This window comes from Streptomyces sp. NPDC057010, assembly GCF_042673805.1.
Taxonomy (GTDB): domain Bacteria; phylum Actinomycetota; class Actinomycetes; order Streptomycetales; family Streptomycetaceae; genus Streptomyces.
This window is the reverse complement of sequence record NZ_JBHUSC010000024.1, coordinates 70,899-97,637: the sequence shown is the minus strand read 5'-3', so window position 1 is coordinate 97,637 and position 26,739 is coordinate 70,899. Positions and strand designations below refer to the sequence as shown.

At 73.2% G+C, this 26,739-nt stretch carries 24 protein-coding genes; 9 read left to right on the top strand and 15 right to left on the bottom strand.

From position 1 onward, the window contains the following. Positions 1-219: 219 nt before the first annotated feature. Positions 220-1,722, bottom strand: coding sequence for a PLP-dependent aminotransferase family protein (locus tag ACFTXQ_RS21055; protein ID WP_382642863.1), 1,503 nt, complete (start codon positions 1,720-1,722; stop codon positions 220-222). 184 nt (positions 1,723-1,906) lie between these two features. Between ACFTXQ_RS21055 and ACFTXQ_RS21050 the strand changes: the two genes are divergently transcribed. From ACFTXQ_RS21050 to ACFTXQ_RS21040, 3 genes are all read left to right on the top strand, one after another. Continuing rightward, positions 1,907-2,677, top strand: coding sequence for a glycerophosphodiester phosphodiesterase family protein (locus ACFTXQ_RS21050; protein WP_382642861.1), 771 nt, complete (start codon positions 1,907-1,909; stop codon positions 2,675-2,677). Positions 2,678-2,745: 68 nt separating this feature from the next. Beyond that, the gene (locus tag ACFTXQ_RS21045) at positions 2,746-4,116 is read left to right on the top strand and encodes an MFS transporter (protein WP_382642859.1); all 1,371 of its coding nucleotides are present in this window, start codon (positions 2,746-2,748) and stop codon (positions 4,114-4,116) included. Positions 4,117-4,435: 319 nt separating this feature from the next. Next, positions 4,436-4,810, top strand: a complete 375-nt coding sequence (locus ACFTXQ_RS21040; protein WP_007262928.1) for an RNA polymerase-binding protein RbpA — start codon at positions 4,436-4,438, stop codon at positions 4,808-4,810. Positions 4,811-4,874: 64 nt separating this feature from the next. On the opposite strand, the gene fxsA is transcribed toward ACFTXQ_RS21040, so the two are convergent. From fxsA to ACFTXQ_RS21020, 4 genes are all read right to left on the bottom strand, one after another. Next, entirely contained in the window at positions 4,875-5,453 is a 579-nt protein-coding gene (fxsA, locus tag ACFTXQ_RS21035) for an FxsA family membrane protein (protein WP_382642857.1), read from the bottom strand. 104 nt (positions 5,454-5,557) lie between these two features. Then, on the bottom strand, positions 5,558-6,361 hold the full coding sequence (locus tag ACFTXQ_RS21030; protein WP_382642855.1) for a polyprenol monophosphomannose synthase: 804 nt from the start codon (positions 6,359-6,361) through the stop codon (positions 5,558-5,560). Between the two features lie 330 nt (positions 6,362-6,691). Then, the gene (locus ACFTXQ_RS21025) at positions 6,692-8,317 is read right to left on the bottom strand and encodes an amidohydrolase (protein ID WP_382642853.1); all 1,626 of its coding nucleotides are present in this window, start codon (positions 8,315-8,317) and stop codon (positions 6,692-6,694) included. 83 nt (positions 8,318-8,400) lie between these two features. Then, positions 8,401-8,841 carry an Lrp/AsnC family transcriptional regulator gene (locus tag ACFTXQ_RS21020; protein WP_179178588.1) on the bottom strand — a complete coding sequence of 147 codons (441 nt, stop codon included), beginning with the start codon at positions 8,839-8,841 and terminating at the stop codon, positions 8,401-8,403. 217 nt (positions 8,842-9,058) lie between these two features. Here ACFTXQ_RS21020 and ACFTXQ_RS21015 point away from each other — a divergent pair, with 217 nt between their 5' ends. Beyond that, entirely contained in the window at positions 9,059-9,514 is a 456-nt protein-coding gene (locus ACFTXQ_RS21015) for a hypothetical protein (RefSeq protein WP_382642851.1), read from the top strand. Positions 9,515-9,541: 27 nt separating this feature from the next. Here the strand turns inward: ACFTXQ_RS21015 and ACFTXQ_RS21010 are convergent, their stop codons facing one another. The 4 genes from ACFTXQ_RS21010 to ACFTXQ_RS20995 all read right to left on the bottom strand — a co-directional run bounded on the left by ACFTXQ_RS21010 (position 9,542) and on the right by ACFTXQ_RS20995 (position 15,545). Further along, entirely contained in the window at positions 9,542-10,633 is a 1,092-nt protein-coding gene (locus tag ACFTXQ_RS21010; RefSeq protein ID WP_382642849.1) for a phosphotransferase family protein, read from the bottom strand. Between the two features lie 49 nt (positions 10,634-10,682). Further along, entirely contained in the window at positions 10,683-11,816 is a 1,134-nt protein-coding gene (locus ACFTXQ_RS21005) for a hypothetical protein (protein WP_382642847.1), read from the bottom strand. 1,701 nt (positions 11,817-13,517) lie between these two features. Next, positions 13,518-14,690, bottom strand: coding sequence for an acyl-CoA dehydrogenase family protein (locus tag ACFTXQ_RS21000; protein WP_382642845.1), 1,173 nt, complete (start codon positions 14,688-14,690; stop codon positions 13,518-13,520). A gap of 147 nt (positions 14,691-14,837) precedes the next feature. Further along, a complete protein-coding gene (locus tag ACFTXQ_RS20995) occupies positions 14,838-15,545 on the bottom strand; it encodes a TetR/AcrR family transcriptional regulator (RefSeq protein WP_382642843.1) in 708 nt (235 codons plus the stop codon). A gap of 168 nt (positions 15,546-15,713) precedes the next feature. Between ACFTXQ_RS20995 and ACFTXQ_RS20990 the strand changes: the two genes are divergently transcribed. The 3 genes from ACFTXQ_RS20990 to ACFTXQ_RS20980 are packed head-to-tail and all read left to right on the top strand — an operon-like array spanning position 15,714 to position 18,108. Next, entirely contained in the window at positions 15,714-16,262 is a 549-nt protein-coding gene (locus tag ACFTXQ_RS20990; protein ID WP_382642873.1) for a DUF6230 family protein, read from the top strand. After that, on the top strand, positions 16,253-17,200 hold the full coding sequence (locus ACFTXQ_RS20985; RefSeq protein WP_382642841.1) for a DUF6114 domain-containing protein: 948 nt from the start codon (positions 16,253-16,255) through the stop codon (positions 17,198-17,200). Before ACFTXQ_RS20990 ends, ACFTXQ_RS20985 begins: the two co-directional genes overlap by 10 nt. Further along, complete coding sequence (locus ACFTXQ_RS20980) at positions 17,197-18,108, top strand: hypothetical protein (RefSeq protein ID WP_382642839.1); 912 nt, start codon at positions 17,197-17,199, stop codon at positions 18,106-18,108. Before ACFTXQ_RS20985 ends, ACFTXQ_RS20980 begins: the two co-directional genes overlap by 4 nt. Here the strand turns inward: ACFTXQ_RS20980 and ACFTXQ_RS20975 are convergent. The 3 genes from ACFTXQ_RS20975 to ACFTXQ_RS20965 form a co-directional block, all read right to left on the bottom strand. Further along, a complete protein-coding gene (locus ACFTXQ_RS20975; protein ID WP_382642837.1) occupies positions 18,086-18,238 on the bottom strand; it encodes an SCO1431 family membrane protein in 153 nt (50 codons plus the stop codon). The genes ACFTXQ_RS20980 and ACFTXQ_RS20975 overlap by 23 nt on opposite strands. 154 nt (positions 18,239-18,392) lie before the next feature. After that, positions 18,393-18,827, bottom strand: a complete 435-nt coding sequence (locus ACFTXQ_RS20970) for an SPW repeat protein (RefSeq protein WP_382642836.1) — start codon at positions 18,825-18,827, stop codon at positions 18,393-18,395. A gap of 84 nt (positions 18,828-18,911) precedes the next feature. Then, positions 18,912-20,273: a peptidase C39 family protein gene (locus ACFTXQ_RS20965; protein WP_382642834.1), complete on the bottom strand. Its 1,362-nt coding sequence runs from the start codon at positions 20,271-20,273 to the stop codon at positions 18,912-18,914. Between the two features lie 182 nt (positions 20,274-20,455). Here ACFTXQ_RS20965 and ACFTXQ_RS20960 point away from each other — a divergent pair, with 182 nt between their 5' ends. Continuing rightward, positions 20,456-21,091 (top strand): uridine kinase, encoded by a 636-nt coding sequence (locus ACFTXQ_RS20960; protein WP_382642832.1) that lies wholly within the window; start codon positions 20,456-20,458, stop codon positions 21,089-21,091. 391 nt (positions 21,092-21,482) lie between these two features. Next, a complete protein-coding gene (locus ACFTXQ_RS20955; RefSeq protein WP_382642830.1) occupies positions 21,483-23,402 on the top strand; it encodes an AAA family ATPase in 1,920 nt (639 codons plus the stop codon). A 138-nt stretch (positions 23,403-23,540) separates the two neighbouring features. Here ACFTXQ_RS20955 and ACFTXQ_RS20950 read toward each other — a convergent pair whose 3' ends face one another. The 3 genes from ACFTXQ_RS20950 to ACFTXQ_RS20940 form a co-directional block, all read right to left on the bottom strand. After that, positions 23,541-24,584, bottom strand: coding sequence for a hemolysin family protein (locus ACFTXQ_RS20950; protein ID WP_382642828.1), 1,044 nt, complete (start codon positions 24,582-24,584; stop codon positions 23,541-23,543). Next, positions 24,581-26,038 (bottom strand): hemolysin family protein, encoded by a 1,458-nt coding sequence (locus tag ACFTXQ_RS20945; RefSeq protein ID WP_382642826.1) that lies wholly within the window; start codon positions 26,036-26,038, stop codon positions 24,581-24,583. The genes ACFTXQ_RS20950 and ACFTXQ_RS20945 overlap by 4 nt, the downstream gene beginning before the upstream one ends. Before the next feature lie 200 nt (positions 26,039-26,238). Beyond that, positions 26,239-26,703: a PH domain-containing protein gene (locus tag ACFTXQ_RS20940; RefSeq protein WP_382642824.1), complete on the bottom strand. Its 465-nt coding sequence runs from the start codon at positions 26,701-26,703 to the stop codon at positions 26,239-26,241. Positions 26,704-26,739: the final 36 nt, after the last annotated feature.

Sequence of the window (26,739 nt, the reverse complement as noted above, 5' to 3'; positions counted from 1 at the left end):
GCCCGGCCGGGGGGGCCGCCGCGCGGCCCCGGGGGCGCGGGCCCGGGGCCGGGGGTGGGGTGTCGTCCGGGACGGGCTTCGATGTTCGGCGCCCACTCCGGCGTTGCTTCGTCCGGCGGGGGCTTGCGCCGAAATCATCTCGTTTTAGTCCCGGACGACACCCCACCCCGTCCCCACCCCCGACGGGCGGACGACACCCCTGCCCCGGCGGGCCGGGTGTTACGCCACGAACGTGCGGGGGGGTTCCGAGGTGCTGCCCGCGGCGCCCGTGACCACTAGGGCGGCTGCCGAGGCCAGGCGGGTGGCGGCTTCCTCGGCGACCGGGCCGCCCACCGTGAAGGGGAGGCGGACGTAGCCCTCGAAGGCCCCGTCCACGCCGAAGCGGGGGCCCGAGGGGACCCGTACGCCGACCCGTTCGCCCACCTCGGCCAGCCGGGAGCCGGAGAGTCCGCCCGCGCGGGCCCACAGCGTCAGGCCGCCCTGCGGGACCTCGAACTCCCAGTCCGGAAGCTCCCGTCGGACGGCCGCGACCAGCGCGTCGCGGTTCTCCCGGGCCTGTTCGCGGCGCATCCCGACGGCCTCCTGCCAGCCCCCGGTCCGCATCAGCCAGTTCACCGCGAGCTGCTCCAGCACGGGGGTTCCCAGGTCGGCGTAGGCGCGGGCGGCGACCAGGCTGCGGATGACGTCGGGGGCCGCCCGGACCCAGCCGATCCGCATGCCGGCCCAGAAGGCCTTGCTGGCGGAGCCGACGGTGATCACCGTGCTGCCGGCCGGGTCGAAGGAGCAGACCGGGCGGGGCATCTCCAGGCCCGGGTCCAGCTTGAGCTCCAGCATGGTCTCGTCGGCGACGAGGACGGTGCCCGCGGAGCGCGCCGCCTCGACCATCGCGCGGCGCTGCTCCTCGGAGGCCAGGGCTCCGGTGGGGTTGTGGAAGTCGGCCACGACGTAGGCGAGGCGCGGGGCGGAGTCCCTCAGGACCTGGCGCCAGACGTCCATGTCCCAGCCGGCCAGCCCGCCGGCCATGGCCACCGGTACGAGGCGGGCCCCGGCGGCGCGCATCAGCTGGAGGATGTTGGCGTAGGACGGGGACTCGACGGCGATCCGCTCGCCGCGCCCCGCGAAGAGGCTGCAGATGGCGTCGATGGCGCCCATCGCGCCGGTGGTGACCATGATCTGCTCGGGCATGGTGGGGATGCCCTGCTCGGTGTAGCGCTCGGCGAGCATGCGGCGCAGCGCGGGAAGGCCGGCCGGGTAGTCGCCGTGGGTGTGCGCGTACGGGGGCAGTTCCTCCAGCGCGCCCTGGACCGCCTTGGTGAGCCACGGCTCGGGGGCGGGCAGGGCGGCGCAGCCCAGGTCGATCATGGAGCCCAGGGATTCCGGGGGCAGCGGTTCCAGGCCGCGGGCGGGGAGCGGGTTCCCGGCGGGTACGGAGGTCCAGCTGCCCGCGCCCCGGCGGGATTCCAGGAACCCCTCTCCGCGCAGGGCCTCGTAGGCGGCGGCGACGGTGGTGCGGCTGAGCGAGAGGGCGACGGCCAGCTCCCGCTCGGCGGGGAGCCGGGCGGCGACGGGGACGCGGCCTTCGAGGACGAGGAGGCGGATCCCGTCGGCGAGGGTGCGGTACGCGGGCAGCTTGCGGGAGCCGGGGGCGGGGGGGCGGTCCTGCTGGGAGGTGATGAGGCGGGCCAGCTGTGCGGCACCGACCGCTGAGGTCCATTCGGCCATGGCGTTCGGTCCACCTTCATCGAATTGGCCTCGCGGGGTGAGTCGGAGGCCTGGATTGGATCGGTCTCTGGAGACACAGACTGTCACGGACCAGTCCACTCGCACCAGGGGGCGTGGCCCTCTCCCCGTGCGCCGTTCACCCGCCGGACCACCACCTCTCGCCACCGCGCGGGATACTGCCGCTGTGACGCACGTACGCCTTCGCCATCCGTATCTGGACCACCCGGCTCCGATCCCCTTCGCGCACCGGGGAGGCGCCGCGGACGGACTGGAGAACACCGCCGCCGCCTTCCGCCGGGCCGCCGAGGCCGGCTACCGGTACTTCGAGACCGATGTGCACGCCACGGTCGACGGGAAGCTCGTCGCCTTCCACGACTCCACGCTGGACCGGGTGACCGACGCGCAGGGCCGGATCGCCGAGCTGCCCTGGAAGCGGATCCGCGAGGCGCGGGTGGGCGGCACCGAGCCCCTCGCGCTCTTCGAGGAACTGCTGGAGGAGTTCCCGGACGCCCGCTGGAACATCGACGTCAAGGCCGAGTCGGCGCTCCACCCGCTGGTCAACCTGATCGCCCGGGCCGGGGTCTGGGACCGGGTCTGCGTGGGCTCCTTCTCCGAGGGCCGGGTGGCCCGCGCCCAGAAGATCGCCGGCCCGCGGCTGGCGACCTCGTACGGGGTGCGCGGGGTGCTCGGCCTGCGGCTGCGCTCGTACGCGATCCCCGCCGCGCTGCGCGTGGGGGCGGTCGCGGCCCAGGTCCCGGAGACCCAGGCGGGCATCCGCGTGGTCGACCGGCGCTTCGTGCGGACCGCCCACGAGCGGGGCCTGCAGGTGCACGTCTGGACCGTGAACGAACCGGAACGTATGGAGGCTCTCCTCGACCTCGGTGTCGATGGCATCATGACCGACCGGATCGACATCTTGCGCACGGTGCTGGACCGTCGCGGAGCCTGGGCCTGACATGCCCGCACGGGCCCCCGCGCGGACGCGGCGGCCCGTGCGGTACGGGGACAGGCGAGGGGGCACCCATGAGTGCGCAGACGACGGACGAAGCGGAACCGGGCGCCGAGGACGGCAGAGCGGCGGCCGCGCGCAAGCGCGAACAGCGGGGCTGGTACTTCTACGACTTCGCCGTCTCGGTGTACTCGGCGAGCGTGCTCACCGTGTTCCTCGGCCCCTATCTGACCTCGGTGGCCAAGGCCGCCGCGGACGCCGAGGGCTTCGTGCACCCGCTGGGCATCCCGGTGCGGGCCGGGTCCTTCTTCGCGTACTCGGTCTCGGCCTCGGTGATCCTGGCCGTGCTGCTCATGCCGCTCGTGGGGGCCGTCGCCGACCGGACGGGGCGCAAGAAGCCGCTGCTCGCGGCGGCCGCGTACACGGGCGCGGCGGCGACGACCGGGATGTTCTTCCTGGGCGGCGAGCGCTACCTGCTGGGCGGGCTGCTGCTGGTCGTGGCGAATGCCGCGCTGTCCGTCTCGATGGTGCTCTACAACGCCTACCTGCCGCAGATCTCCACCCCGGACGAGCGGGACACCGTGTCCTCGCGCGGCTGGGCCTTCGGCTACACGGCGGGCTCCCTGATGCTCGTCGTGAACCTGGTGCTCTACATGGGCCACGACTCCTTCGGTCTCTCCGAGGGCGCGGCCGTACGGATCTGCCTGGCCTCGGCGGGCCTGTGGTGGGGGGCCTTCGCGCTGATCCCGCTGCGCCGGCTGCGGGACCGGGCGGTGGTCCGGGAGCCCGGGGCGGGTCCGGCCGTCAGCGGCTGGAAGCAGCTGGTCGCCACGCTGAAGGACATGCGGCGCTACCCGCTGACCCTGTCGTTCCTGCTGGCGTACCTGATCTACAACGACGGCGTGCAGACGGTGATCTCCCAGGCCTCCGTCTACGGGTCGGAGGAGCTGGAGCTGGAGCAGTCCACCCTGATCGGGGCGGTCCTGCTGGTGCAGGTGCTGGCGGTGGCCGGAGCGCTGGGGATGGGGCGGCTGGCCCGGACCCACGGCGCCAAGCGGACCATCCTCGGCTCGCTGGCCGCCTGGGGGCTGACGCTGGCGGCCGGATACTTCCTGCCCGCCCGCACCCCGGTGTGGTTCTTCGCACTCGCCGCGATGATCGGGCTGGTGCTGGGCGGCAGCCAGGCGCTGTCCCGCTCGCTCTTCTCGCACCTCGTGCCGGCGGGCAAGGAGGCCGAGTACTTCTCGGCGTACGAGATGAGCGACCGCGGGCTGAGCTGGGTGGGCCCGCTGGTCTTCGGCCTCACGTACCAGCTCACGGGCAGCTACCGGGACGCGATCATCTCGCTGGTGGTCTTCTTCGCACTGGGTTTCGTGCTGCTGGCGCGAGTGCCGGTGCGGCGCGCGGTGGAGGCGGCAGGCAATCCTGTACCCGAGCGGATCTGAGGCGGAGAGCGGATCCGCGCGTGCGTCCGGCCCGGATCTGCGAACGAATTCCGAACGAATTTAGACGTTGAAGCAAAGGGCCGGTAGTGTACGCCTTTGGCCTGCCAGGCGGACCGTTACTGCGCGCATAAGAAGTGTAGACGTTGGGTGACATCTGCTGCCAGATGTGACAAAACGGGCATTGGTGGGTACAACAAGGGGCGGCACGACGGGCGACGCATGACCCGGAGCGGGAATCTATACCGCCGACCGGACGTTGACCGGATGACGACGACAGCGACACCTGTCCTGTGGGCGACAAGCCCGGGAGGCACGATTCATGAGTGAGCGAGCTCTCCGCGGTACGCGCCTCGTGGTTACCAGCTACGAGACGGACCGCGGCATCGATCTGGCCCCGCGCCAGGCGGTGGAGTACGCATGCCAGAACGGACATCGATTTGAGATGCCGTTCTCGGTTGAGGCAGAAATTCCGCCGGAGTGGGAGTGCAAGGCGTGCGGCGCCATGGCACTCCTGGTGGACGGGGACGGGCCCGAAGAGAAGAAGGGCAAGCCCGCGCGAACGCACTGGGACATGCTCATGGAGCGGCGCACCCGCGAGGAGCTGGAGGAAGTGCTGGCCGAAAGGCTGGCGGTCCTCCGTTCCGGCGCCATGAACATTGCCGTGCATCCGCGGGACAGCCGCAAGTCCGCCTGACAGCCGGACGCCGGATATACGCCGAGGGGCCCCGCCACACTGTGGCGGGGCCCCTCGGCATGTCCTACGGGGCCAGCGGCGGGCGGTAGGCGGTGTCGGGGCCCTGCTGCCCCTGCGGCCGGTCCTCGCGGATGACCTCGCCCTGGACGATCTTGCCGTCGGGGTAGTGGATACGGGCCTGCCGGAAGGCGTCGCCGAAGCCGCCGGCGGGCGCCGAGGTCATCCTGCGCTCCAGCGAGCGGGACGCGCGGCGGCCGATCCAGGCCCGGACCGGCGGGAGCAGGCACAGCAGGCCCGCCACGTCGGAGATCAGCCCCGGCAGCATCAGGAGCAGGCCCGCCAGCATGGTGAGGCCGTTGCCCCGGCCGGGCTGCTGCGGGGTGGGCGCGGTGCCCTGCTGGGCCTGCTGGAAGGTGTCGCTGAGGTTCTTGAAGGCTCGGCGCCCGGCCCGCTTGATGACCACCGCGCCCAGGACCATCCCGCCCGCGAGCAGCGCGGCCACGGTCAGCCCGCCGGCCGCCCCCGCGACCAGGCTGAGCAGCCAGATCTCCAGGATCAGCCAGGCGGCTACCGCCAGGGGAAGGAAGGTGCGGGCGGGCGAGCGCCGCCGGGGGGCCGTCGAGGTCGGAACGCCGGTCGTCATACCCCCAGTGTGCCCGGACCGGCGTAAGAGCGGCCTCAGCCGGAGGTGCCGGGCAACCCCTAGGGGCCGCGGCCGCACGGTCCCCGGGCCGGCGGGCGGGCCGGTCAGGCCCTGCGGTCGCCCGCGTCCTCACCCTTGCCGGGCAGCAGCCTGCCGGGCAGCAGCTTGGCGGCCTGCGCCTTGAGGCCCCACTGGGTGACCCGCCACAGGGCCTCCACCACGATGTCCTTGCTCATCTTGCTGTCGCCGAACTCCCGCTCGACGAAGGTGATGGGCACCTCCACCACCCGGAAGCCCTTCTGCACGGCCCTGCGGGCCAGGTCGACCTGGAAGCAGTAGCCCGCGGAGGCCACCTCGTCCAGGCCCAGGCCCTCCAGGGTCTCGCGGCGGAAGGCCCGGTAGCCCCCGGTCACGTCGCGGATCGGGACGTCGAGCATCAGCCGGGAGTAGGTGGACCCGCCGCGCGAGAGGATCTCGCGGCTCTTGGGCCAGTTCACCACCCGGCCGCCCGGCACCCAGCGCGAGCCGAGTACCAGGTCGGCGCCGGCCAGCGCGGTGAGCAGGCGGGGCAGCTCCTCCGGCTGGTGGGAGCCGTCGGCGTCCATCTCGACGATCACCCCGTAGCCGGCCTCCAGGGCCCACACGAAGCCCGCCAGGTAGGCCGCGCCGAGCCCCTCCTTGCCCTTGCGGTGCAGGACGTGGACGTGGTCGTCGCCGGCCGCCAGCTCGTCGGCGAGCTTGCCCGTGCCGTCCGGGCTGTTGTCGTCCGCGACCAGGATGTGGGCGTCGGGCACCGCCGCGCGGACGCGGCCGACGATCAGCCCGATGTTCTCCGCCTCGTTGTAGGTCGGAATGATCACCAAGGCTGTTCCGAGCGGCCCGTAGGTCCGCTGTCCGCCGTCGCTCACTGAGTCCCCTTTTGTGCTTCCGCACATCCTGTACGTCTGGTCGCAGAGAACGACTCTAGAACAGTGGTCGGAGCCCGCGGTCCTTCGGGCCGATCGGACTCCCGCTGGCTGCGGGCCGCCACGACCGTTGTCTACTGGACCGCCGGGCCCCGACCCGGGGCCACCCTCCCCCAACTGCCGCTGGAGGTGCCCCCACCGGCGAAACCTTCCCTCGCCCCCGAGGCGCGGGCGCGCTTGAGCAGACGGATCCGTCCGGCACGGACGTCCTGTGGTGGACCCGGCCGAACCTATCCGGGTCCGGGGGCCCGCACCGAACCGAGGCCCGCCGGATCACCCCTGTGGGCGTACGAATACCTCCCGGCCGCCGACGACCGTCGCGAGGCACACCGGCAGCTCGCCGCCGGGCGTCAGGTCGGGCAGCCCGGGGGTGCCGGAGCGGGGGTCGGTGGACCAGCGCGCGACCCGGTCGTCGGGGGCCTGGACGACCAGTTCGGCCGTCCGCCAGACCGCGTAGTCGGCCGGGGCGCCCGGGACGAGGACGCCCGCGTCGTCGCGGCCCAGCGCCCGCCAGCCGCCCCGGGTGTGGGCCGTGAACGCGGCCCGTACGGAGATGCGGTGCTCGGGCGTCCGGTGGAAGGCGGCCGCGCGCACGGTGCCCCACGGGTCGAGCGGGGTGACCGGCGCGTCCGAGCCGAAGGCCAGCGGGACACCGGCCTTGAGCATCGCCGCGTACGGATTGAGGGTGCGGGCGCGCTCGGCGCCGAGCCGGTCGGCGTACATGCCGTCCTCGCCGCCCCACGCCGCGTCGAAGGCGGGCTGCACGGAGGCGGTGAGGCCCAGCTCCGCGAAGGCGGCGATGGTGTCCGGGGTCATCATCTCGGCGTGCTCCACCCGGTGCCGGGCCGCGCGGACGCGCGCCAGGCCGACCCTCTCGGCGGCCGCCCGGACCCCCTCCACCACGGAGGTGATCGCCGCGTCCCCGATGGCGTGGAAGCCGGCCTGGAGGCCCGCCTCGGTGCAGGCGGCCACATGCTCGGCGACGGCCCGGGCGTCGAGGTAGCCGGTGCCGGTGTGCGAGGCGTCCTCGTACGGGGCGTGCAGGCAGGCGGTGTGCGAGCCCAGCGCCCCGTCGACGAACAGGTCCCCGGCGGCTCCCACGGCCCCGAGGGCCTTGGCCCGGTCGAGGTCCCGGTCGGCCCAGTAGCCGAAGACGCGCGGTCCCGGCCGCTCGGCGGCCAGGTCCTGCAGGGCCGTGAAGTCCTCGGCGGAGGAGATGTCGGGCCCGCCGCACTCGTGTACGGAGCCGATCCCGAGGGAGGCGGCCCGGTCGAGGGCGGCCCGCTGGGCCTCGGCGCGCTGGGCAGGGGTGACGGCGGCGAGGGCGGCCCGCCGTACGGCGTGGTGGTCGTCGCGGGTCAGCGGCTCGTCACCGGCCGGCCGCACCCCGGGGACGAGGTCGAGGAGGGCGGTGGTGACCACGGCCGAGTGCACGTCGATGCGGCTGAGGTAGAGCGGACGCCCGCCGGCGGCCTCGTCCAGCTCGGCGCGGCGCGGGGCGCGGCGCTCGGGCCAGCGGGCGGCGTCCCAGCCGTGCCCGAGGAGCACCCGGTCCGCCGGACGGCTCGCGGCGTGGGCGCGTACGAGGTCCAGCGCGGCGGAGAGGGACCGGGCTCCGGTCAGGTCCAGCCCGGTGAGGGCGAGGCCGGCGGAGGTGGCGTGGACGTGCGCGTCGGTGAAGGCGGGCGTGACGAGCGCCCCGTCGAGGTCGACGACCTCGTCCACGCCCTGCGCGAAGGCGTCGGCCGCGCCCTCGGAGCCGACCCAGGCGATGTGGCCGCGCTCGACCACCATCGCGGTGGCGAAGGGGTCGGCGGGGCTGTGGACCTCGCCGCCGCGGAGGAGCACGGTGCGGGTGCCTCCGGCGGCGTCGGCGGAGTTGGCGGTGCGGTCAGTCATGGGGAACAGTCTCGCCCCTCGGACGGGCGGGGGCGGACGCGGGTGCCGTCCGAGGGGGCCCCGCGCCGCGAACGCCGGCCCGGTCAGATGCGGGGCGGGCGGGCCTCGTAGGGGGTGGACAGGACGACGGTCGTGCGCGTCGAGACGTGGGCGAGGGCGCGGAGCCGGCCGAGGAGGTCCTCCAGCTCCAGCGGGGTGGCCACGCGGACCTTGAGGATGTAGTTCTCGTCGCCGGCGACGCTGTGGCAGGCCTCGATCTCGGGTACCCCGGCCAGCCGGTCGGCGATGTCGTCCGGGGCGCTCGGGTCGAACGGCTTGACCGAGATGAAGGCCGTAAGCGGAAGGCCGACGGCCTCGGGGTCGACCACGGCCGCATAGCCGCGGATCACACCGCGCTGTTCCAGCCGGCGTACTCGCTGATGGACTGCCGACGTGGACAGTCCCGTGGCCTTGCCCAGATCCGTGTAGCTCATCCGCCCGTCCCGCACGAGCAGATCCACGATCTGGCGGTCCAGCTCCTCCATTGCGCTCATAGCCGCACAACCTAAGGCCCAAGTGCGCTCCAGGCCCAGTGCTGTCCACCCACTGGCGGCACCTGCAGGGGGCATGTGACCAAGGCCACAGGGGTATGCAGGCGTAGGGAGGGCTGTTGTGGTTACTCGTGCCGCGCGACGGGAAGTGCTTGGTGTGGCCGAGGCCGAAGAACCTGCCCGCCCGGCCCACCCAAGGGGGAGTACATCCATGCTGAACACCAAGCGCGCCGGTCGCACCGAACCGGAGCCCCTGGAACTTCTCGATACCGAGGAGGGACCCGACGTCGAATACCTCGACGACGGCGAGGGCTTCGAGATCCATCACGCGGTCTGCCCCGACTGCGGCCAGTCGATCGCCCTCGTCGCCGACGAGGAGTTCCTGCCGCAGCACGCCCTTTGCCTGACCCCGTGGAACCCCTTCGGGCTCACGGTGTGCGCGGGCACCGGACGGCCCACCACCGACGCGCTGCCGACCGTCGGGCTGATCCAGCCCGGGGAGGCGCAGGAGCTGGAGCCCGTGGTCCACCTGAGCCTGCCCCAGGGGCTGGACTGGCGGACGCAGCCCTTCTCGCACGTCGGCGGTCCGGGCTCGCGTCCGGTGCGCATGATGAGCCCCGTGCTGCCGCAGCAGCAGACGCGGCAGCAGCACGCGCAGGCGGCCTGACGGCCCTCCGGGGCTCCTTTTCCGCGGTTACCAGTACGTTCCCTGCACCATGGCGGCCAGGCTGGCATGGTGCAGGATCAGGCCGTCCGGGTCCGCGGGGATCTCGACCTCGCCGAAGTGCGCCTGCCGGTAGGCGATGCGCAGCATCACGATCCCGTGCCGCAGGGCGGCGTAGAGGGTGTGGAACTCCATGTCCCGCGGGGTGTGGCCGGTGAGTTCGGCGTAGCGGCGCTCCAGGTCCTCGCGGCGCAGGAAGTCCGGCAGGCCGGGCTGGCCGAAGCTCACGGTGAGGTCCTGGAAGAACCGGTGGAGGTAGACCGTCCAGCCGAGGTCCACCTCGCGCGGGGCGTACGCCGCCATCTCCCAGTCCAGGACGGCGACCGGCGTGAAGCCGTCGTAGATGACGTTGCCGATGCGGGCGTCGCCCCAGTTGAGGACCGCCTGCCCCTCGTCCGCAGGCCAGAGTTCCTCCAGGCGGTCGAAGGCCCGCTCGATGAGCGGGGACGGGGCGAGTCCGGCGACCACCCAGGCGTAGTAGGCGCGTTGGGCGTCCACGTGGCGGCGCAGGGGGCTGCCCGCACCCTCGGGGAGCAGGAACTCCGCCTCCTTGCCGGGGAACTGGTCGTGCAGGCGGGCCAGCAGGGAGATGCTCTCCTCCTGGAGCCCGGCGCGCTCGGCGTCGGTGGCGGCGTGCAGCCAGTTGCCCTCGTAGGTGTAGGGCATGACGTCGGGCGGTACCCGGCCCTCGGCGCGGGCCATCACGAAGAACGGCGCCCCGAGCGGCTCCGGGTCCTCCTCCAGCCACTGCACGCGCGGGACGGGCAGGTCGGTGTGGCGGGCGACCAGGCTCATCACGCGGTGCTGGCGCGGCATGTCGTACGTCGGGAAGACGGTGTAGGCGGCCGGGTCGGCGGCGAGCCGCAGTGCGCAGGCGCGGACCGGGGCGTCGGGGTGCTCTATGTCGAAGAGCAGGGTCTCGCTGGACATGCCGTTGGACCCGGGGACGGACACGTTGGTGACCTTGGCGCCGGGGAGCCTGGTGTCCAGCCAGGCGGCGAGGCGCCGGCCGAGCTCTTCGGGCTCGCGGGTGGAGGTGCGCGGACGTGGTGCAGTGGCCATGGGTACCCCTTTCCTACGGGAACTGGCTGCTGGGACCGGGCGGCTGGACCTACGGGGCGACGGAGGAGTAGTCGGTGAAGCCGCTCGGGTCGTGCCGGCCGAAGCTGCCGTGTTCGAAGATGCCGTGGCCGGTCTGCCCGTCGAGGGTGAAGCGGGCCGAGTGGTCGGTGACCCCGAACGCCGCCATGGGGTGGGCGGCGGGGTCGGAGAGGTCGTAGACGCGGCGGTCGGTCCAGCCGCGCCCCTGCCAGCTGCCGTGCTGCCAGTCGGCGGCCGGCGGGTAGCCGGCGCCGACGGCGAGCGGGGAGGAGTTGAGTATCTCGACGCCGAGTTCGAGGGGCTTGCGGGCCGGATCGGTGAGGTGAACGACGGCGGTCTCGGGGTGGCGGGTGCCGGACCGGTAGCGGATCTCGGTGTGCGGCCAGCCGAGCTGGACGTCGTGGCGGCCGCTGCCTTCGGGGAAGACCTGGACGGCCTCGCTCAGGGTGCGGTGGCCGTCGGCGTCCTCCTGGGCGATGACCATGAGGAACCGGTCGGCGAAGCGGACGGGGATCCAGAGCCAGTGGAAGCCCTCGGGCCGGTACTCCTCGGCGGCCCGCCCGCCGTCCTCACCGGGGATCGGGCGCACGCCCCAGCTGCGGTCGCGGGTGCCGGTCCACTCCCCGGGCGTGAGGGTGAACTCCTCGCCCTTGGCCCGGATGGTGCCGGTGACGTTCCCGGCCTGCACGAACCGGCGGCCCTCCAGCATGAGCCGGTCGCCGCGCCGCTGGACGTGGTGGGGCTCCCACACGGCCGGGAACTCGGCGGTCCAGGTGACGTCGTACGAGAGCCCGTCCGGGTCGTCGGGATCGGCGGCGCAGCGCAGGGTGAGCCGGCGGAGGGGGGCGTCGACGGTGATGGAGAGCGGGCCGACGGAGAGGTTCATCCGGTCGTCGGTGAGGGCGTCGGAGGCACGGACGGCGAGCAGTTCGTCGCCGATGCGCAGGGTGGCGTAGGCGTCGATGACCCCGGCGTTGGGGTAGACACCGAGGCCGAGGATGAGGACGGCGCGGCCCGCGTGGTCGAAGACGTGGAAGATGCAGCGGTCGTAGGCGTTGCGGTCACCGCTGACGAGGTGCTTCATCGACAGGGGGGCCTGGTGGATGGGGTACTCGTCGAGGCCGATGGGCCGGTCGGCGGACATGGCGAACCTCCTGGACGGGGGCGGGGGCTGCGAGGCGCGGGCGCGGGCGCGGGCCGAGGGGCTGGGCCGGTCGGCCCAGGCGGATATGACGGTACGTCAGAAACCGCCCTCGGGGCCAGGGTTCTGGCACGACCTGACAGGGGGGCAGGATGCGCCGGGGGGGGTGGGGGTGGGGCGGCGGGGCGCGCCGGGCGGACCGAGAGCTGAGGCGGGGGCTTCGGGGGGCGGGGGCCCGGTTACCCGGCATCAGAGAAGGTTTGGGGGTTTCCCGTCAGTCTCATCGTCCTTCCGCGTCGGCCCGGCCTGTCAAGGGCGCTCCTCCTTCGTCGTCGCGTCGCTTCGCGATGGCCTTCGGCCACCCTTGACAGACCGGCCCGCCACGGAAAAACGAAGACCGACGGGAAGCCCCCAAAAGAACGGTCCACGGGTCACACGCATCCACCCGGGGAGGGTCAGGGAAGTGCGGGCCGCTTCCCGAGTTGCACGCCCAGGCCCACCACCCACGCCGGGCAGCACCAAGGGACCCGGCCGCCAGGCAGACGCCCATCCGGCCCCGCCAGGAGGCATGTCCGGACCAGGGGCGGCTCAACCTGCACGAAACAGCGGCGAGGAGCCCCTCGGGGAGCGGTGGGCGCGTCAGATCGCTACGCGCTCCTCGCTTCTCAGCGTCCGGCGGCCGTCTGGGGCTGGGAAAGGGGCCGCCACGGATCGCTACGCGGCTGAGGTGATCCGGCGGCGATCACCCCGCCATGGGCTGGTCATACGTCCAGCCCGGACGGGCGGCGGACGCTGAGCCGGGAGGAGCGCGTGGCGATCTGACGCGCCCACCGCTCCCCGAGGGGCTTGTCTCCGCTGTCTCGTGCGGGGTGGACCAGCCGCAGGCGGTGGTCAGACGCTGAGGGATGAGGAGCGCGTGGCGATCTGACGCGCCCACCGCTACCCGAGGGGCTTGTCTCCGCTGTCCGGTGCGGGGTGGACCAGCCGCAGGCGGTGGTCAGACGCTGAGGGATGAGGAGCGCGTAGCGATCTGGCGCGTCTCCCGCCTCGGGTGGGCTCCTCGCCGCTGTTGGGTGCCGGAAGGCAGATTGGGGAGCGGGCGCCGGCTCCCTGGCTCTGCCCGTGTGGATGCGTCTGACCCGTGGACCGTTCCTTGGGGGGTTCCCGGCAGTCCTTGTCTTTCCGGGGTGGGTCGGTCTGTCAAGGGTGGCCGTAGGCCATCGCGAAGCGACGCGACGACGAAGGAGGAGCGCCCTTGACAGGCCGGGCCGCCCCGGAAGGACTATGGGACTGGCGGGAAACCCCCAAACCCTCTCTGGTGCCGGAGCACTTGGGTCCCGACAACTCCGGAGCCCCCGCCCCGCAGAACGACCCCCTCGAACGGATCCCCGGGCCCGCCCGGCGGTTACCCGGCGCCCTGGTGGCGCGTTGCTTCGGCATGACCACCGTTGAGACTTCCACGCCGCGGATGGGCCGCCGTCGGCGGCCGATGGCGGCCGGTTACGAAGAATCGGTTCAGCAGGGGGGTCGGCAGCGGTATCCCGACCCGCCCATCTACAGCGCCATGATCGCCCGTTGGGCCGAGGACGGCCGGACCGTGCCGGGCCGGCGCGACCCGGAGTGGTCCCGGATCGCCTCCTCCCCCATCTGGCCGAACGGCCCGCTCTTCGGGGGCTGAGCCCGGCCGGGTGCCGCCCCGTGCGCCTACCGCGTCTCCGGACCCGCCAGGTGGCGGGCGATGACCATGCGCTGGATCTGGTTGGTGCCCTCGACGATCTGGAGCACCTTGGCCTCCCGCATCAGCCGCTCGACCGGGAAGTCCGCCGTGTAGCCGTAGCCCCCCAGGACCTGCACGGCGTCCGTCGTCACCGCCATCGCCGCGTCGGTGCAGAACAGCTTGGCCATCGCCGCCTGCCGCGAGAACGGCTTGCCCGCGTCACGCAGCCGCGCCGCCGCGAGGTAGAGCGCCCGGCCCGCCTCGATCTTGGTGGCCATGTCGGCCAGCATGAAGCGCAGTCCCTGGAAGTCGGCGATCGGGTGTCCGAACTGCTTGCGGTCCAGCGCGTACGTGAGCGCCTCGTCGAGCGCGGCCTGGGCCACCCCTATGGCGCAGGCGGCGATCCCGAGCCGCCCCGCGTCCAGTGCGGCCAAGGCGATGGTGAAGCCCTGCCCCTCCTCGCCGATGCGGCGCGCGTCCGGCACCCGTACGCCGTCGAAGTGCAGCTGGGCGGTGGGCGAGCCCTTCATGCCCATCTTCTTCTCGGGCACGGCGGCCGTCAGGCCTTCCGCGTCCCCGGGGACCAGGAACGCGGTGATGCCCTTGGCCCCCTCGACGCCGGTGCGGGCGAGGACGGTGTAGAAGTCGGCGACTCCGCCGTGGGTGATCCAGGCCTTGGTGCCGGTGATGATCCAGTCGTCGCCGTCGCGGACCGCCTTGGTGGTGAGCGAGGCGGCGTCGGAGCCGGCGGCCGGTTCGGAGAGGCAGTAGGCGCCGAGCAGGCCGCCGCCGAGCATGGCGGGCAGGTGGGCGCCCTGCTGCTCCTTGGTGCCGTAGCCGGCGAGGCCGTGGCAGGCCAGGGAGTGCACGCTGACGCCGAGGCCGACGGTCAGGCGGGCCGCGGCCAGCTCCTCCAGGACCTGGAGGTAGACCTCGTACGGCTGCTCGCCGCCGCCGAACTCGCCGGCGTACGGGAGGCCGAGCAGGCCCGCCTCGGAGAGGAGGGTGAAGACCTCTCGCGGGAACCGCCCGGAGTCCTCCTCCTCGGCGGCCCGGGGGCGGATCTCCCGCTGCGCGATCTCTCGTACGAGCGCGAGGAGGTCCCGGGACTCCTCGGTGGGCAGCTGTCGGTCCACCGGCTGCGGGGCGCGGTCTGTCATGGCGGCGCTCTCCTCCCTCGTCGGGCACGGCGGCGACGCGTGAGGTGTGGTACGCGCCACCGGGTCTCGGTGCTCTCACAGCCGATGGTGCCCTTCCGGATCACGGAAGGGGCAGTTCAGAGGCTGCGGCGGGTCGAGTATGCACGATCAGGGGCTTCCCGTCACCGGGGCAAGATCGTCTTTCCCGTCGGCGTCCCGGCCGGCCGTCTCCTCGGGGGCGGGCGGAGCGGGGCACTCCGGGACGAACTCCTCGATGACCGTGAGGGTCGCGCGCAGCTGCCGTACGAGCAGGGCGCCGAGCTCGGCCCGCGCGGGCTGGCCGACGGGGCCGCCGGCGAGGCCGCCGATCCACTCCAGGGTGATCCCCTCGACCGCGGAGAGCCAGCCCACCAGCGCGAGCCGGGCGACGGGAGGGAGGGTGCGGCGGCCGTACGCGCCTTCGGCGATGGTGGCGACCAGTTCCTCGCGGACGGCGTCGCGGATGGCGAGGACCTCGGCGTCGGAGCCGACGCCCCCGGTGACGATGGTGCGGTAGGCGGCGTGGTGGTGTTCGGCGTAGTGGAGGTAGCCGTCGATGGTGCGCCGGACCCGTTCGGCGTTGGGGAGGTCGGTCTCCCCGCCGGCGCGGGCGACGAGCTCGGAGACGGAGTCCTCGACGATGGCGAGGTAGTAGCCGCGCTTGCTCTTGAAGTAGTAGTAGATCAGCCCCTTGGCGACGCCCGCGTGCCTGGCGATGTCGTCCATGGAGAGGGCGTCGTACGAGGTGTCGGCGAACAACTTGCGTCCGGTCGCTATGAGTTCGGCCCTGCGGACCTGCGAACGCTCGGTCGTACCGCGCTGTTGACTATTATTCAAATTCAGCCCTAGCCTCGAACTGCCACAAGACGCCTGAAGTATGGCAGCACTTCCCCTGCGCACCGGACGACGTACGGGAGGAAGACCATGAGCAACGACAGCACGCGCAAGGGCACGAGACCGCCCGCCGAGGGCCGGGTCGACTGGAAGAAGACGGCCGTCGTCGCGATGCCCGCGGTCGTCGCGGTCGGGGCGATGGCCATGATCATGGCGCAGGGCGCGCTCGCCGCCTCCTTCGCCGTCTCGGGGACCAGTTTCCAGGTCTCCTCCTCGAAGCTGACCAGCAAGGGACTGGCCTCCTACGTGCAGACGGACCGCTCCGTCGACGGCAAGGGGCATCCCGTCGCACTGCTGGGCATCGGCGAGGCCACCCTCTCCGACATCTGCCAGTCCGCCGAGGTGGGCACCCCGCTCGGCACGGTGGTCTTCAAGCTGACGGCCGGCGGCCCGGCCGGGGAGGTCACGGCCAGCAATCTGGTGATCGACGGCGAGGACCTCGACGGCGACGCCACCTTCGGCACCGCGCAGATCGGCCGGGACGCCTCGACGCTGGACCAGGTCGGCGGGGTCAAGGGCGAGCCGGGGAAGTTCGGCCTCCAGGCCGGGGACATCGAGGTGGTGGGCGTGAAGTCGCACGCCTGGTCCGCGACCGGCGGCAACTTCAGGCTCAAGGGCATGAAGCTCAACGTCAGCCTGGACGGCAAGAAGTGCTTCTAGGCATCCGGCGGGAGTGGCTCGACCGGCGGCTCCCGCTCCCGGAGCACCGGCGGCGGCTGCGCGCATGGCGGCGGACCCGGCCGTTCTGGGGCGGGCTGCTGCTGGTGCTGGGCGGGACCGAGCTGCTGCTGGTCCCGCTCTCCCCCCTGACGGTGCTGGTCAGCCTGGGCCTGGGCGGGATCGCGGCCATCGGGATCGGGGTCGCGCTGATCCTGGCGGGGCTGTTCCTGTGGTTCCTGCCGCAGGCCCGGGCGTACGTCTCCCTGCACGCCCTGCTGCTGTCGGTGCTCTCCTTCGTGGCGACCAACCTGGGCGGCTTCCTGGTCGGGATGCTGCTCGGCATCGCGGGGAGCGCGCTGGCCTTCGGCTGGACCCCGCTGCCCGACGAGGAGGCGGGCGAGGAGGGTCCGTACGTCCCCCGCCTGGACGGCAGCGGTCCGCGGACACTGGCCGCCGCGCTGCCGGTGGTGCTGCTGGCGGCGCTGGCGACGGGCGCCCCGGAGGCCAAGGCCGCGCCCGTGGCGGGGCCGCCGATGGCGGCGCGGACTCCCCCGACCGTCACCACCTCGCTCTTCGCGCCGCAGGGCTTCGCGTTCGCGGGCGTGACGCACGTGCCGACGGTGAACGGGCCGCTCAAAGTGCTGGTCCTGAAGATGCGCGCGGCCTCGCTGCGCGACTACCGGCTGCGCACGCGCGACGGCGCCGACGAGTACGGGCTGGCCGCGACCTCCCTCGACCTGCGGGGCGACGTCACGCTGTACCTGACGAGGTTCAGCGGCTGCATCGAGGGGCTGCTGTGCGTCACCTTCAGCCCGGACGGGCTGCCCGCTCCCCCGGTGATCTCGCCGTTCGTCTTCATGACCCGGGTCAGCGCGGAACAGGCCCTCGTCACCTCTGACGTGATCGTCACCGACGGACTGCGCCTGGAGGCCTCGTGATCCCGGTGCAGGCGGCACCCCTGTGGGCGTACGGGATCGGTGCCACGTTCGCGGTGGCGGCCGGGCGTCAGCTCCAGTGGTGGGAGCGCTCGGTCCGGGGCGAGGGCGTCCGTACGAGGAGCCGCGCGGCCAATCCGTACCTGGCGCTGACCGTGCTGTACGCGGCCCTGCTGCTCGCCCCGACCGGGACGTACCTGCTGTGGCAGAACCCGGCGTGGGCCACCATGCACGTGGCGCGGGACCACAGCGGGGTCTGGGCGGGGTTCGCGCTGTTCCACGCGGGCTCGGTGGTGGTGGGGGCGCTGCTCGGCTTTCTGGCGGCGCGGCTGTTCGTGCTGGTGGGAGCGGGGTACTGGGGGTACCTGCAGGCGGTCGCCGGCTACTTCCTGCTGTTCTTCACCCTGGTCCACGGGTGGGACGGCAGCGGGTACCGGCGGGTGCTGAGCGCTGATCCGCGGGCCTACGCCGGCTGGTCCGCGGACAGCGTGGTCAACCACTGCCTGGACTTCGTGACCTCGGGGACGTTCCTGGCCCTGCTGGTCTTCGGCACGGCCGTGATCGGCACGATGCTGCTGGCCGAGATCGGCTGGCTGGTGGAGGGCTGGCGGCTGCCGGGGGCGGCGGCGGACCTCAAGGTGCCCCGGGTGCTCGCGGTGGTCATCGCGGGGGCGGGGGTGTACGGGCTGCCGCTGGCCGGGGCGGTGGGGGCGAGCGTCCTCGTACGGCTGCTGGGGTGGTGGCTGGGCGCGGCCCTGTTCGCGGGGGCGGCCGGGCTGGTGCTGCTGCCGGCGCGCTCGCCCGTACGCAGGCTGTACGGGATGGTGGGGATCCCGGACCGGCACTGGCGGGTGGAGCCCGAGGAGGCTCCTGCGGCGGATCGCGGGGCTACAGCCAGCCGACCTGGGTGACGAACATGGCGACGACGACCACGAGGGTCCAGCCGAGGACGTGCTCCAGCCAGGAGGAGTCGTCCTTGGGGCCCCCGGTGCGGGCGAGGTTCCGGGCGCGGGTGGTCGGGGCGGCGCTGTTGGCTGTCATGCCGTCCAATGTGCCAGCGTTCGCGGCTTTCGCGGTAGAGACGAGGCTCACTGGTGGCGCGCGTCACGCCGCCGGGCCCCGGCCACGCCCCCTGCTTCGGGGGGTGGCCGGGGCCCGGCGGCCGGTTCGGTGGGTCGGTTGTCGGACGCGAGTGTCAGACGCGGGTATCGCGGTTGCGGCCGGCCATCGCCGCCATGGCGAGGCCGAGGCACAGGGCGACCGCTCCGGTGATCACGTTGCTGACCACCGTCCGGGTCGTGTCCATCTCACCGGCGATGGCCCACGGGGCGATGATCGTCCACGCGCCGAGGCCGACCGCCGTCCACGCCATCGCGTGGGTGCGCTCGTAGGCGGAGCCGAGACCGCCCATGCACAGACAGAACGCCAGGCCGGCGATCAGGTTGTTGATGGCCAGCGGGGTCAGGACGCTGAACCCGGCGATCCATGGCGAAGCCGCCAGGTACAGGCCCGTGATCAGCGCCAGCGCTTCAACGGCTTGCGCGGCAGGGGTGCTCGTCACCCGCTCGAACCGAGTGCGCATCTCGGCAAGGTCCGGGTGGTGCTCGATGCTGCTGGGATGAGTGGTCATGGCGGGCTGCCTCCTATGAGAAGCCTTATATGCCCTTTATGCCCATATTCCGCCCGTTAAGCCGTTCGGACCAGCGGAGCTTTCTCAGAGCACGCCGACCGCCTGCAGCGCCGCGATCTGCGCCGCGCCCGGACTGGCCGGGGCGTAGAGGTAGCAGACGCCTCCGGTGCCGGAGACGACCTTGCCGGCCGCGTTGTGGCGCTTGGTGCGCAGCCAGATGTTCTCGAACTCTCGCCGCCGGTAGACCCGGCGCACGGAGGTGTTGTCGGGCGAGTTGGGATCGTTGGCGATGACGTCACCGGCGGCCGTGAAGCCGATGACGGTCATCAGGTGGCCGGCGGTGCCGTAGCCCGCGCCCGTGAGCTCCTCGGGACGGAAGGACTGCGAGGTGATGGCGGGGATGCCGGCGCGGACCAGGAGCTCCAGGTCGGTGAGGGAGGCGAGCCTGGTGACGACCCCGGCGAGCCCGCTGTAGGTGGCCGCGTAGGCGGCGTTGAAGGGCCAGTTTCCGCAGCCCTTGTAGGCGGCGTCGTAGGTGGAGCGGGCGGCGTGGCACACCTGCGGGTCGGAGTACTTCGGATCGACCCAGGTCAGGGCGGTGGCGCTGGCCCGGCGGCCCCAGTACTCGATGATCATCTGGGAGGAGGTGGGGCTGCACCAGGCCTCGCCCCCGTTGTCGTACTGGGGATAGCGGCCGGCGTGGACCTCCTGCGAGTAGCGCGGGACCTTCAGCTCGTGGCCCGGCCCGGTGCGCACGGAGGCGGGCACCGTGAACCGGTCCGGGACGGCGGAGGCCATCGCGCCGGCCAGCCAGACGGTGGGGCCGCGGCCGGCGCCGGGCTTGCGGTGGAGGGTGAGCCGCAGCTGCCAGTCGGCGAGGCGCAGGCCGCTCGCGGGGGCGTCGACGGCCACGGTGTCGGTCCAGACGGTGGTGCGGCCGTCGGTCTGGCCGTCCACGGAGGTGCGGCGGATGTCGCCGTCGCCGGAGGCCCAGCGGCCCATGACGTACCAGGGGGTGGCCGTGCCGTCGGTGTAGGTGCCGCGCAGCTCGGTCTGGATCCAGGTGCCGGCCGGCGTGCGGGCGTTCCAGGAGGCGATGGCCTCGGTGGCGGGCACGGTGGAGCGGTGCACCGGGGAGGTCCAGGTGGCGTACTCCCAGGTGCTCTTCTTCCCGGTGTGCGGGTCGGCGTACTCGGTGCGGCCGGCCGGCGTCCTGATCTCCAGCCCCGGGCGGGCGCCGTCGACGGCCGTGGTGCCCCGGTGGGTCCCGGCCCGCCAGTGGTCGTGGGTGAACCAGAAGAGGTTGTCGACGGTCCGGCCGCCGGCGCGGGGGGCGGGCGGGACGGCCGCGGCGGCCTTCCCGCCGGGGACGGTGGCCGCGGTCGCCGCGGTGGCGGCCGCGAGTGCGGCGACGAGTACGGCCCTGCGCGGTGTGGGTGCGGTCATCGCGGGCTTCCCCCTGGGTGGGTCGGTGCCGGTGCTTGCCGGTCTCACCCTTCCAGTTCCCGGCGGCCACGCGCCCAAGCCGGCGCCCGTGTCGGGGATGACGACCGTTCCAGCCGAAGGGGCCGGGCGGACCGGCTCCCGGCCCGGCCCCGCCCGGCCGGGCACCGCCTAGGCTGGGCCGCGTGGAGTCACACCGGTCACTTGAGTCGCTCGCGCGGGAGCTCGCCGCCCTGCCGCCGTCGCTCGGCCCCGTGCGCCTGATCGGGATCGACGGGCACGCCGGATCCGGGAAGAGCACCTTCGCCGGGCGGCTCGCGCAGGCCCTGGGGGGCGCGCCGGTGCTGCACCTGGACGACGTGGCCACCCACGAGGAACTCTTCGGCTGGGAGCGGCGGCTGCGCGCGCAGGTGCTGGAGCCGCTGGCATCGGGACGGCCCGCGCACTGGGCCCCGTACGACTGGGTGGAGCGCCGCTTCGGACCGGCGCGCGTCCTGGAGCCGGCGCCGGTGCTGCTCGTCGAGGGGGTCGGGGCGGGCCGGCGGGCGCTGCGCCCGCATCTGGCGCGGCTGCTGTGGATGGAGACGCCGCGCGCGCAGTCCTGGGGGCGCGGGCGCGACCGGGACGGGCGTGAACTTTCCGATTTCTGGGACGGATGGGAGCGCGCGGAGCTCGCGCACTTCTCCGACGACCCTTCGCGCCCCTTCGCCGACACCCTGGTACGCCAGAGCGGTACGGGATACGAGTGGTCTTCCGGGGCGGATGCAGCCTCGGGAACCCCCGCTTCCGTCACCGAGGGTGACGAACTCCCCCGGGCCTGAGCGGCCGCCGAAATCCCCTCCGCCGGGCCTTGACCGACCCGCTTGACCTGGGGCCCGCAGCGGCCTTACGTTCTGAATGCGCGGCCTTCACCGGCTGCCGCGGACACGAAGCCCCCGATTGTTCCCCCGTGATCGGGGGCTTCGTTCTGCCCGCGGACCCGCCCGCGGACCCCCTCCGCACCCGTGTCACACGAGGCGGATCCGCTCCGCTCCTTCACCCTGCGTCACGGCGTGCGCCCGGGGCGCACACCCGACCGGTGCCCGCCGCACCCTACGTAAGGGGCGAAACCGCAGGTACGATGCAGCCCTGATTTCATCGGCGCCGTAGGCAACTCGCATGCTCGAAGCGGGGTTTGCCGCGCACCACGGGGGCAGGCTTGTGGGGGACGTGATGGATTTCGGCACGCCGGGCAGCGCACACGCCCCGGCCGAGCTCGCCTGGCTCCGCGGGGTCGACGCCTGCACCATGGGGGCCTATCCGCAGGCCGAGGAGGAGTTCCGGGCGGCCGTACGGCTCGATCCCGCGATGGCCGACGCGTGGCTGGGTCTGCACGCGCTCCGGGTCGACACCACCAACGCGTTATTGCGCATGTACGCGCACCGGGACCGCTTCGGCGAGCAGCGCGCCCGGCACCGGCGGACGCTGAACTCCTGGTACTGGCTGGGCTGGTGGGTGCAGCCGGTCCTGGAGAGCCGGCGGGACCTGCTGCTGGCCCACGCCTCGCACTGGCTGGACGGACGCCACGTCCCGGAACTGGACCAGGCGCTGGCCGCGCTGCCTCCGGTGGACACCGATCCGCAGGTCCGGTTCCTGCACGCCTGCCGGGCCTACCTGGTCAAGGACTGGGAGCAGCTGGTCCGGCACACCGAGCCGCTGGTGGACGATCCGCTGCTGGGGATCGAGGCGGGCCTGTTCGGCGGGATGGCCCGGGTCCGGCTGGAGATGTACGGGCAGGCGGAGCCGCTGCTGTCGGCGGCGCTGATGCGGTGTCGCAGCGAGCAGCCGCAGCGCAAGGAGCTGCGGTACTGGCTGGCGCGGGCGCACGAGGGCACCGGCCGCAGCGCGGCGGCGCTGCCGCTGTACCGGGCGGTGCACCGGGTGGACCCCTCGTTCATGGACACCGCGGCCCGGCTGACGGCGATCGAGGACGGCGACGACACCGACGGGATGGCCGACCTGGCGGGCATGGCGGGGTACTCCGGCTACGGGACGTACGGCGGCCACGGCCCGTCCCCGGCCGGCGGGAACTTCGCGGCGGTGGCGCTGGGCGGCGGGCCCGTCCAGGACATCGCGGCGGACGGCCAGGCGGAGCCCGACCCGCTGACCGTGCCGCCGCCCGCGGGCCGGGTGGAGGGCGGCGTACGGCGCAAGACGGCCGTCCCGCCACAGGGCACGCCCGAGGGGCTGCCGCCGGGGCCGGCCGATCCGGAGGCGCTCGCCGAGGCGCTGGCGGAGCTGGAGCGGATGGTGGGCCTGGAGCCCGTCAAACGGCAGGTGAAGGCACTGTCCGCGCAACTGCACATGGCACGGCTGAGAGCGGGCCAGGGGCTGCCGGTGCAGCCGCCGAAACGCCACTTCGTCTTCTCGGGGCCGTCGGGGACGGGCAAGACGACGGTGGCGCGGATCCTGGGCCGCGTCTTCTACGCGCTGGGGCTGCTGGGCGGGGACCACCTGGTGGAGGCGCAGCGGGCGGACCTGGTGGGCGAGTTCCTCGGCCAGACCGCGGTGAAGGCGAACGAGCTGATCGATTCGGCGATCGGCGGGGTTCTGTTCGTGGACGAGGCGTACTCGCTGTCCAACTCGGGCTACAGCAAGGGCGACGCGTACGGCGACGAGGCGCTCCAGGTGCTCCTGAAGCGGGCGGAGGACAACCGGGACCACCTGGTGGTGATCCTGGCCGGCTATCCGGCCGGTATGGACAGGCTGCTGGCGGCCAACCCGGGGCTGTCCTCGCGGTTCACCACACGGGTGGACTTCCCGAGCTACCGGCCGCTGGAGCTGACCGCGATCGGCGGGGTCCTGGCGGATGCGAACGGGGACTTGTGGGACGAGGAGGCGCTGGAGGAGCTGCGGAGCATCAGCGGCCACGTCGTGGAGCAGGGGTGGATCGACGAGCTGGGGAACGGGCGGTTCCTGCGGACGCTGTACGAGAAGAGCTGCGCGTACCGGGACCTGCGGCTGGCCGGCTTCGCCGGGGAGCCGTCGCGGGACGACCTGGCCACGCTGCGGCTGCCGGACCTGATGCAGGCCTACGGCGAGGTCCTGTCGGGCCGCGGCCCCCAGGAACGCCCCGACCCGCCGCCCCTGTAGCCGCTGCGCGGGGCCGACCCCCGCGCCTCAAACGCCGGCGAGGCTATATGCAGCCCCTCCGGCGTTTGAGGAGCGGGGTCTGGGGCGGAGCCCCAGGGAACGGTGGAAGGGCGGGTAGGGGACCGCTCCGCGCAGCGGCTACGCCCCCCGGACGTACGCGCGGTGCGAAGGGTCGCGGACCTCGCCGACCAGCATCTCCAGGACGTCCTCCAGGGCGACGAGGCCCAGCACACGGCCGCCCACGTCGGCGACCTGCGCCAGGTGCGTGGCGTCCCTCCGCATGACGCTGAGGGCATCGTCCAGCGGCAGGGTCGCGGACAGCGTCGTCATCCGCCGCCACACCCGCTGCGGCACGGCCCGTTCCCGTTCCTCCAGGTCCAGGACGTCCTTGACGTGCAGGTAGCCCATGAAGGCGCCGCTGTCGGACCGGACGGGGAAGCGCGAGTAGCCGGTGCGCACCGTCAGCTGTTCGATCTGGCGCGGGGTGACGGAGGGGCCGACCGTGACGATGCGGTCCCTCGCCAGGAGGACGTCGGTGACCGGGCGGCTGCCCAGTTCCAGGGCGTCCTCCAACCGCTCCTGCTCGCCCGGCTCCAGGAGCCCGGCCTGCCGGGAGTCCTCGACGAGCCGGCCGAGCTGGGCGCTGGTGTAGACGGCCTCGACCTCGTCCTTGGGCTCGACCTTGAAGAGCCGCAGGACGAGCGCGGCGCAGGCGCCCAGGGCCCTGGTCACCGGCCCGCAGACGCGGGCGAAGGCGACCAGGCCGGGGCTGAACCACAGGGCGGTCTTCTCCGGCGCGGCCATGGCGAGGTTCTTGGGGACCATCTCGCCGATGACCAGGTGCAGGAAGACCACGGCGGCGAGCGCGAGCGCGTAGCCGAGGGGGTGGATCAGCCCCTGCGGTACGTGGACGGCGTGGAAGACGGGCTCCAGCAGCCGGGCCACGGTGGGCTCGGCGACCGCGCCGAGGGTGAGCGAGCAGACGGTGATGCCGAACTGTGCGGCGGCCATCATGCGGGGCAGGTTCTCCAGGCCGTGGAGCACCTGGCGGGCCCGCTTGGAGTCGGCCGCGAGGGGTTCGATCTGGCTGCGGCGTACGGAGACGAGGGCGAACTCGGCGCCGACGAAGAAGCCGTTGGCGAGGACCAGCAGCACGGCGAAGAGGAGTTGGAGCGCGTTCATCGGGAGGCGCCCTCCAGCTCGGCCGGCTGCGGGGCCGGGTCGCCGGGGCGGCCGGCGCCGATCCGGGCCGGTGCGGCCGCCGGCTGCGCGCCGGCAGCGGCTGCCGCCCGTACGGCCTCGGGAGCGGACCCGGCCGCGGGGACCGAGGTCAGCCGGACCAGCCGGACCCGCTCGGCGCGGTTGCGGCCGACCTGGCGGACGGACAGCTTCCAGCCGGGGAGTTCCGCGCGGTCCCCGGGGGCGGGGATCCGGCCGAGGAGGTCGGCGACGAGACCGGCGACGGTCTCGTACGGCCCTTCGGGCACCTCCAGGCCTATCCGGCGCAGGGTCTGCACCCGGCAGCTGCCGTCGGCCTCCCAGGAGGGGCGGCCGTCCTCGGCGGGCACGGCGGCCAGCTCGGGGGTGTCGTCCTCCACGAGGTCGTGTTCGTCGCGGACCTCGCCGACGAGTTCCTCGACGATGTCCTCCAGGGTGACCACCCCGGCGGTGCCGCCGTATTCGTCGACGACGACGGCCATCGGCTGTTCGCTGCGCAGCCGCTCCAGCAGCGGCTGCACCGGCAGGGAGCCGGGCACCAGCAGCGGGGCGACGCAGATCCGCGCGACGACGGTGCGGGCGCGTTCGGCCTCGGGCACCGCGAGGGCGTCCTTGAGGTGGACCACGCCGGTGATCTCGTCGATGCGGTCGCGGTAGACCGGGAACCGGGACAGGCCGGTGGCGCGGGTCAGGTTGAGCACGTCGGCCGCGGTGGCCGTGTGCATGAGGGCGCTGACCTTCACGCGGGGGGTCATGACGTGCTGGGCCGTGAGCTCGCCCAGTGAGAGGGTCCGTACGAAGAGGTCGGCGGTGTCCTGTTCGAGGGCGCCGGCCTGGGCCGAATGGCGTACCAGGGAGACCAGTTCGCCGGGGGTGCGGGCGGAGGCCATCTCCTCGGTCGGCTCCACGCCGAGCGCCCGTACGAGCCGGTTGGCGACGGCGTTGAGGCCGGCGATGACCGGTCGGAAGGCGCGGGAGAAGGCGTTCTGGGGGCCGGCGACGAAGCGGGCCACCTGGAGGGGCCGGGAGACCGCCCAGTTCTTCGGGACGAGCTCGCCGACGACCATCTGGACGGCGGAGGCGAGCAGCATGCCGATGACGACGGAGACACCGGAGGCGGCTCCCGCGGGCAGGCCGGTCGCGGCGAGCGGCCCGGCCAGCAGTGCGGCGAGGGCGGGCTCGGCGAGCATGCCGACCACGAGGGAGGTGATGGTGATGCCGAGCTGGGTGCCGGAGAGCTGGAAGGACAGCTCCCGCAGGGCCTCGACGACCGTGCGGGCACGGCGGTCACCCTCGGCTGCGGCGCGCTCGGCCTCGGGCTTCTCCACGGTGACCAGCCCGAATTCGGCTGCCACGAAGAATCCGTTGGCGAGGATCAGTACGAATGCCGCCACGAGCAGGAGTAGCGGGATGGTCATGCCGCCGCCTCCGTGGGGAGGGCGGCGCGGGTATTACCGGACGATCCGTCCATTGCTGGAGGGAGTCACTCCTCAAGTCGCAGGGGACCCGCAGGCCCCGGGGGCCCGGGGCGAGGGGGAGGGCGCACGGCTGCGCCCCGCACCAGGGTAGTCATTGAGATCGCGGCCGCAACGGTACGCAGCGACGAGGCTCGGCGGGGTCAGTGGTCGTTTTCGCCGGTTCCGCGGGATTCGGCGAGGGCCCGCAGGGCGCGGGCGTCGCCGATCGCCTGGGCCCTGGCGACGCCGGGCTGGATGCCGAGGACGGGCAGGCTGGTGCCGTCGCTGAGGTCGAGGAACACCCACGGGTCGCCGGGGCGGAGGTTGACGCGCAGGATCTGCGCCCATTCCAGGCGGCGGGTGGTGGTGATGTTGACGACGGTGACCCCGGCCTCGTCCGCGACCACCTTGGGGCGGCTGAGCAGGACGAGGACGGAGGTGAGCAGCACGGCCGTGAAGAGGAAGCTGATCCGCTCCCCGGGGCTGAGGGTCTCCAGGAGGAACGAGATCGATCCGATGGTCACGAACATGGCGGCCCCGACGCCCAGCAGGACGGCCCGGGTCCGGTTCGGCCGGAAGGTGACCGGCAGGGCGGGCTGGGCAGGCTGGGCGGCGGGGTCGCTCATGGTGCTTCGGGTGCCTTCGGGAGGGGTGTCGTGTCG

What these genes read in the sequence shown, in the direction of transcription:
- ACFTXQ_RS20940 (WP_382642824.1), bottom strand. Translation starts at nt 26,703, where the DNA reads ATGAGCGACCCCGCCGCCCAGCCTGCCCAGCCCGCCCTGCCGGTCACC.
- ACFTXQ_RS21000 (WP_382642845.1), bottom strand. Translation starts at nt 14,690, where the DNA reads ATGACAGACCGCGCCCCGCAGCCGGTGGACCGACAGCTGCCCACCGAG.
- ACFTXQ_RS21005 (WP_382642847.1), bottom strand. Translation starts at nt 11,816, where the DNA reads ATGTCCGCCGACCGGCCCATCGGCCTCGACGAGTACCCCATCCACCAG.
- ACFTXQ_RS20990 (WP_382642873.1), top strand. Translation starts at nt 15,714, where the DNA reads ATGCCCGCGGTCGTCGCGGTCGGGGCGATGGCCATGATCATGGCGCAG.
- ACFTXQ_RS20955 (WP_382642830.1), top strand. Translation starts at nt 21,483, where the DNA reads ATGGATTTCGGCACGCCGGGCAGCGCACACGCCCCGGCCGAGCTCGCC.
- ACFTXQ_RS20970 (WP_382642836.1), bottom strand. Translation starts at nt 18,827, where the DNA reads ATGACCACTCATCCCAGCAGCATCGAGCACCACCCGGACCTTGCCGAG.
- fxsA (WP_382642857.1), bottom strand. Translation starts at nt 5,453, where the DNA reads ATGACGACCGGCGTTCCGACCTCGACGGCCCCCCGGCGGCGCTCGCCC.
- ACFTXQ_RS20945 (WP_382642826.1), bottom strand. Translation starts at nt 26,038, where the DNA reads ATGACCATCCCGCTACTCCTGCTCGTGGCGGCATTCGTACTGATCCTC.
- ACFTXQ_RS20965 (WP_382642834.1), bottom strand. Translation starts at nt 20,273, where the DNA reads ATGACCGCACCCACACCGCGCAGGGCCGTACTCGTCGCCGCACTCGCG.
- ACFTXQ_RS21055 (WP_382642863.1), bottom strand. Translation starts at nt 1,722, where the DNA reads ATGGCCGAATGGACCTCAGCGGTCGGTGCCGCACAGCTGGCCCGCCTC.
- ACFTXQ_RS20950 (WP_382642828.1), bottom strand. Translation starts at nt 24,584, where the DNA reads ATGAACGCGCTCCAACTCCTCTTCGCCGTGCTGCTGGTCCTCGCCAAC.
- ACFTXQ_RS21020 (WP_179178588.1), bottom strand. Translation starts at nt 8,841, where the DNA reads ATGGAGGAGCTGGACCGCCAGATCGTGGATCTGCTCGTGCGGGACGGG.
- ACFTXQ_RS20975 (WP_382642837.1), bottom strand. Translation starts at nt 18,238, where the DNA reads ATGACAGCCAACAGCGCCGCCCCGACCACCCGCGCCCGGAACCTCGCC.
- ACFTXQ_RS21025 (WP_382642853.1), bottom strand. Translation starts at nt 8,317, where the DNA reads ATGACTGACCGCACCGCCAACTCCGCCGACGCCGCCGGAGGCACCCGC.
- ACFTXQ_RS21045 (WP_382642859.1), top strand. Translation starts at nt 2,746, where the DNA reads ATGAGTGCGCAGACGACGGACGAAGCGGAACCGGGCGCCGAGGACGGC.
- ACFTXQ_RS21010 (WP_382642849.1), bottom strand. Translation starts at nt 10,633, where the DNA reads ATGGCCACTGCACCACGTCCGCGCACCTCCACCCGCGAGCCCGAAGAG.
- ACFTXQ_RS21040 (WP_007262928.1), top strand. Translation starts at nt 4,436, where the DNA reads ATGAGTGAGCGAGCTCTCCGCGGTACGCGCCTCGTGGTTACCAGCTAC.
- ACFTXQ_RS21015 (WP_382642851.1), top strand. Translation starts at nt 9,059, where the DNA reads ATGCTGAACACCAAGCGCGCCGGTCGCACCGAACCGGAGCCCCTGGAA.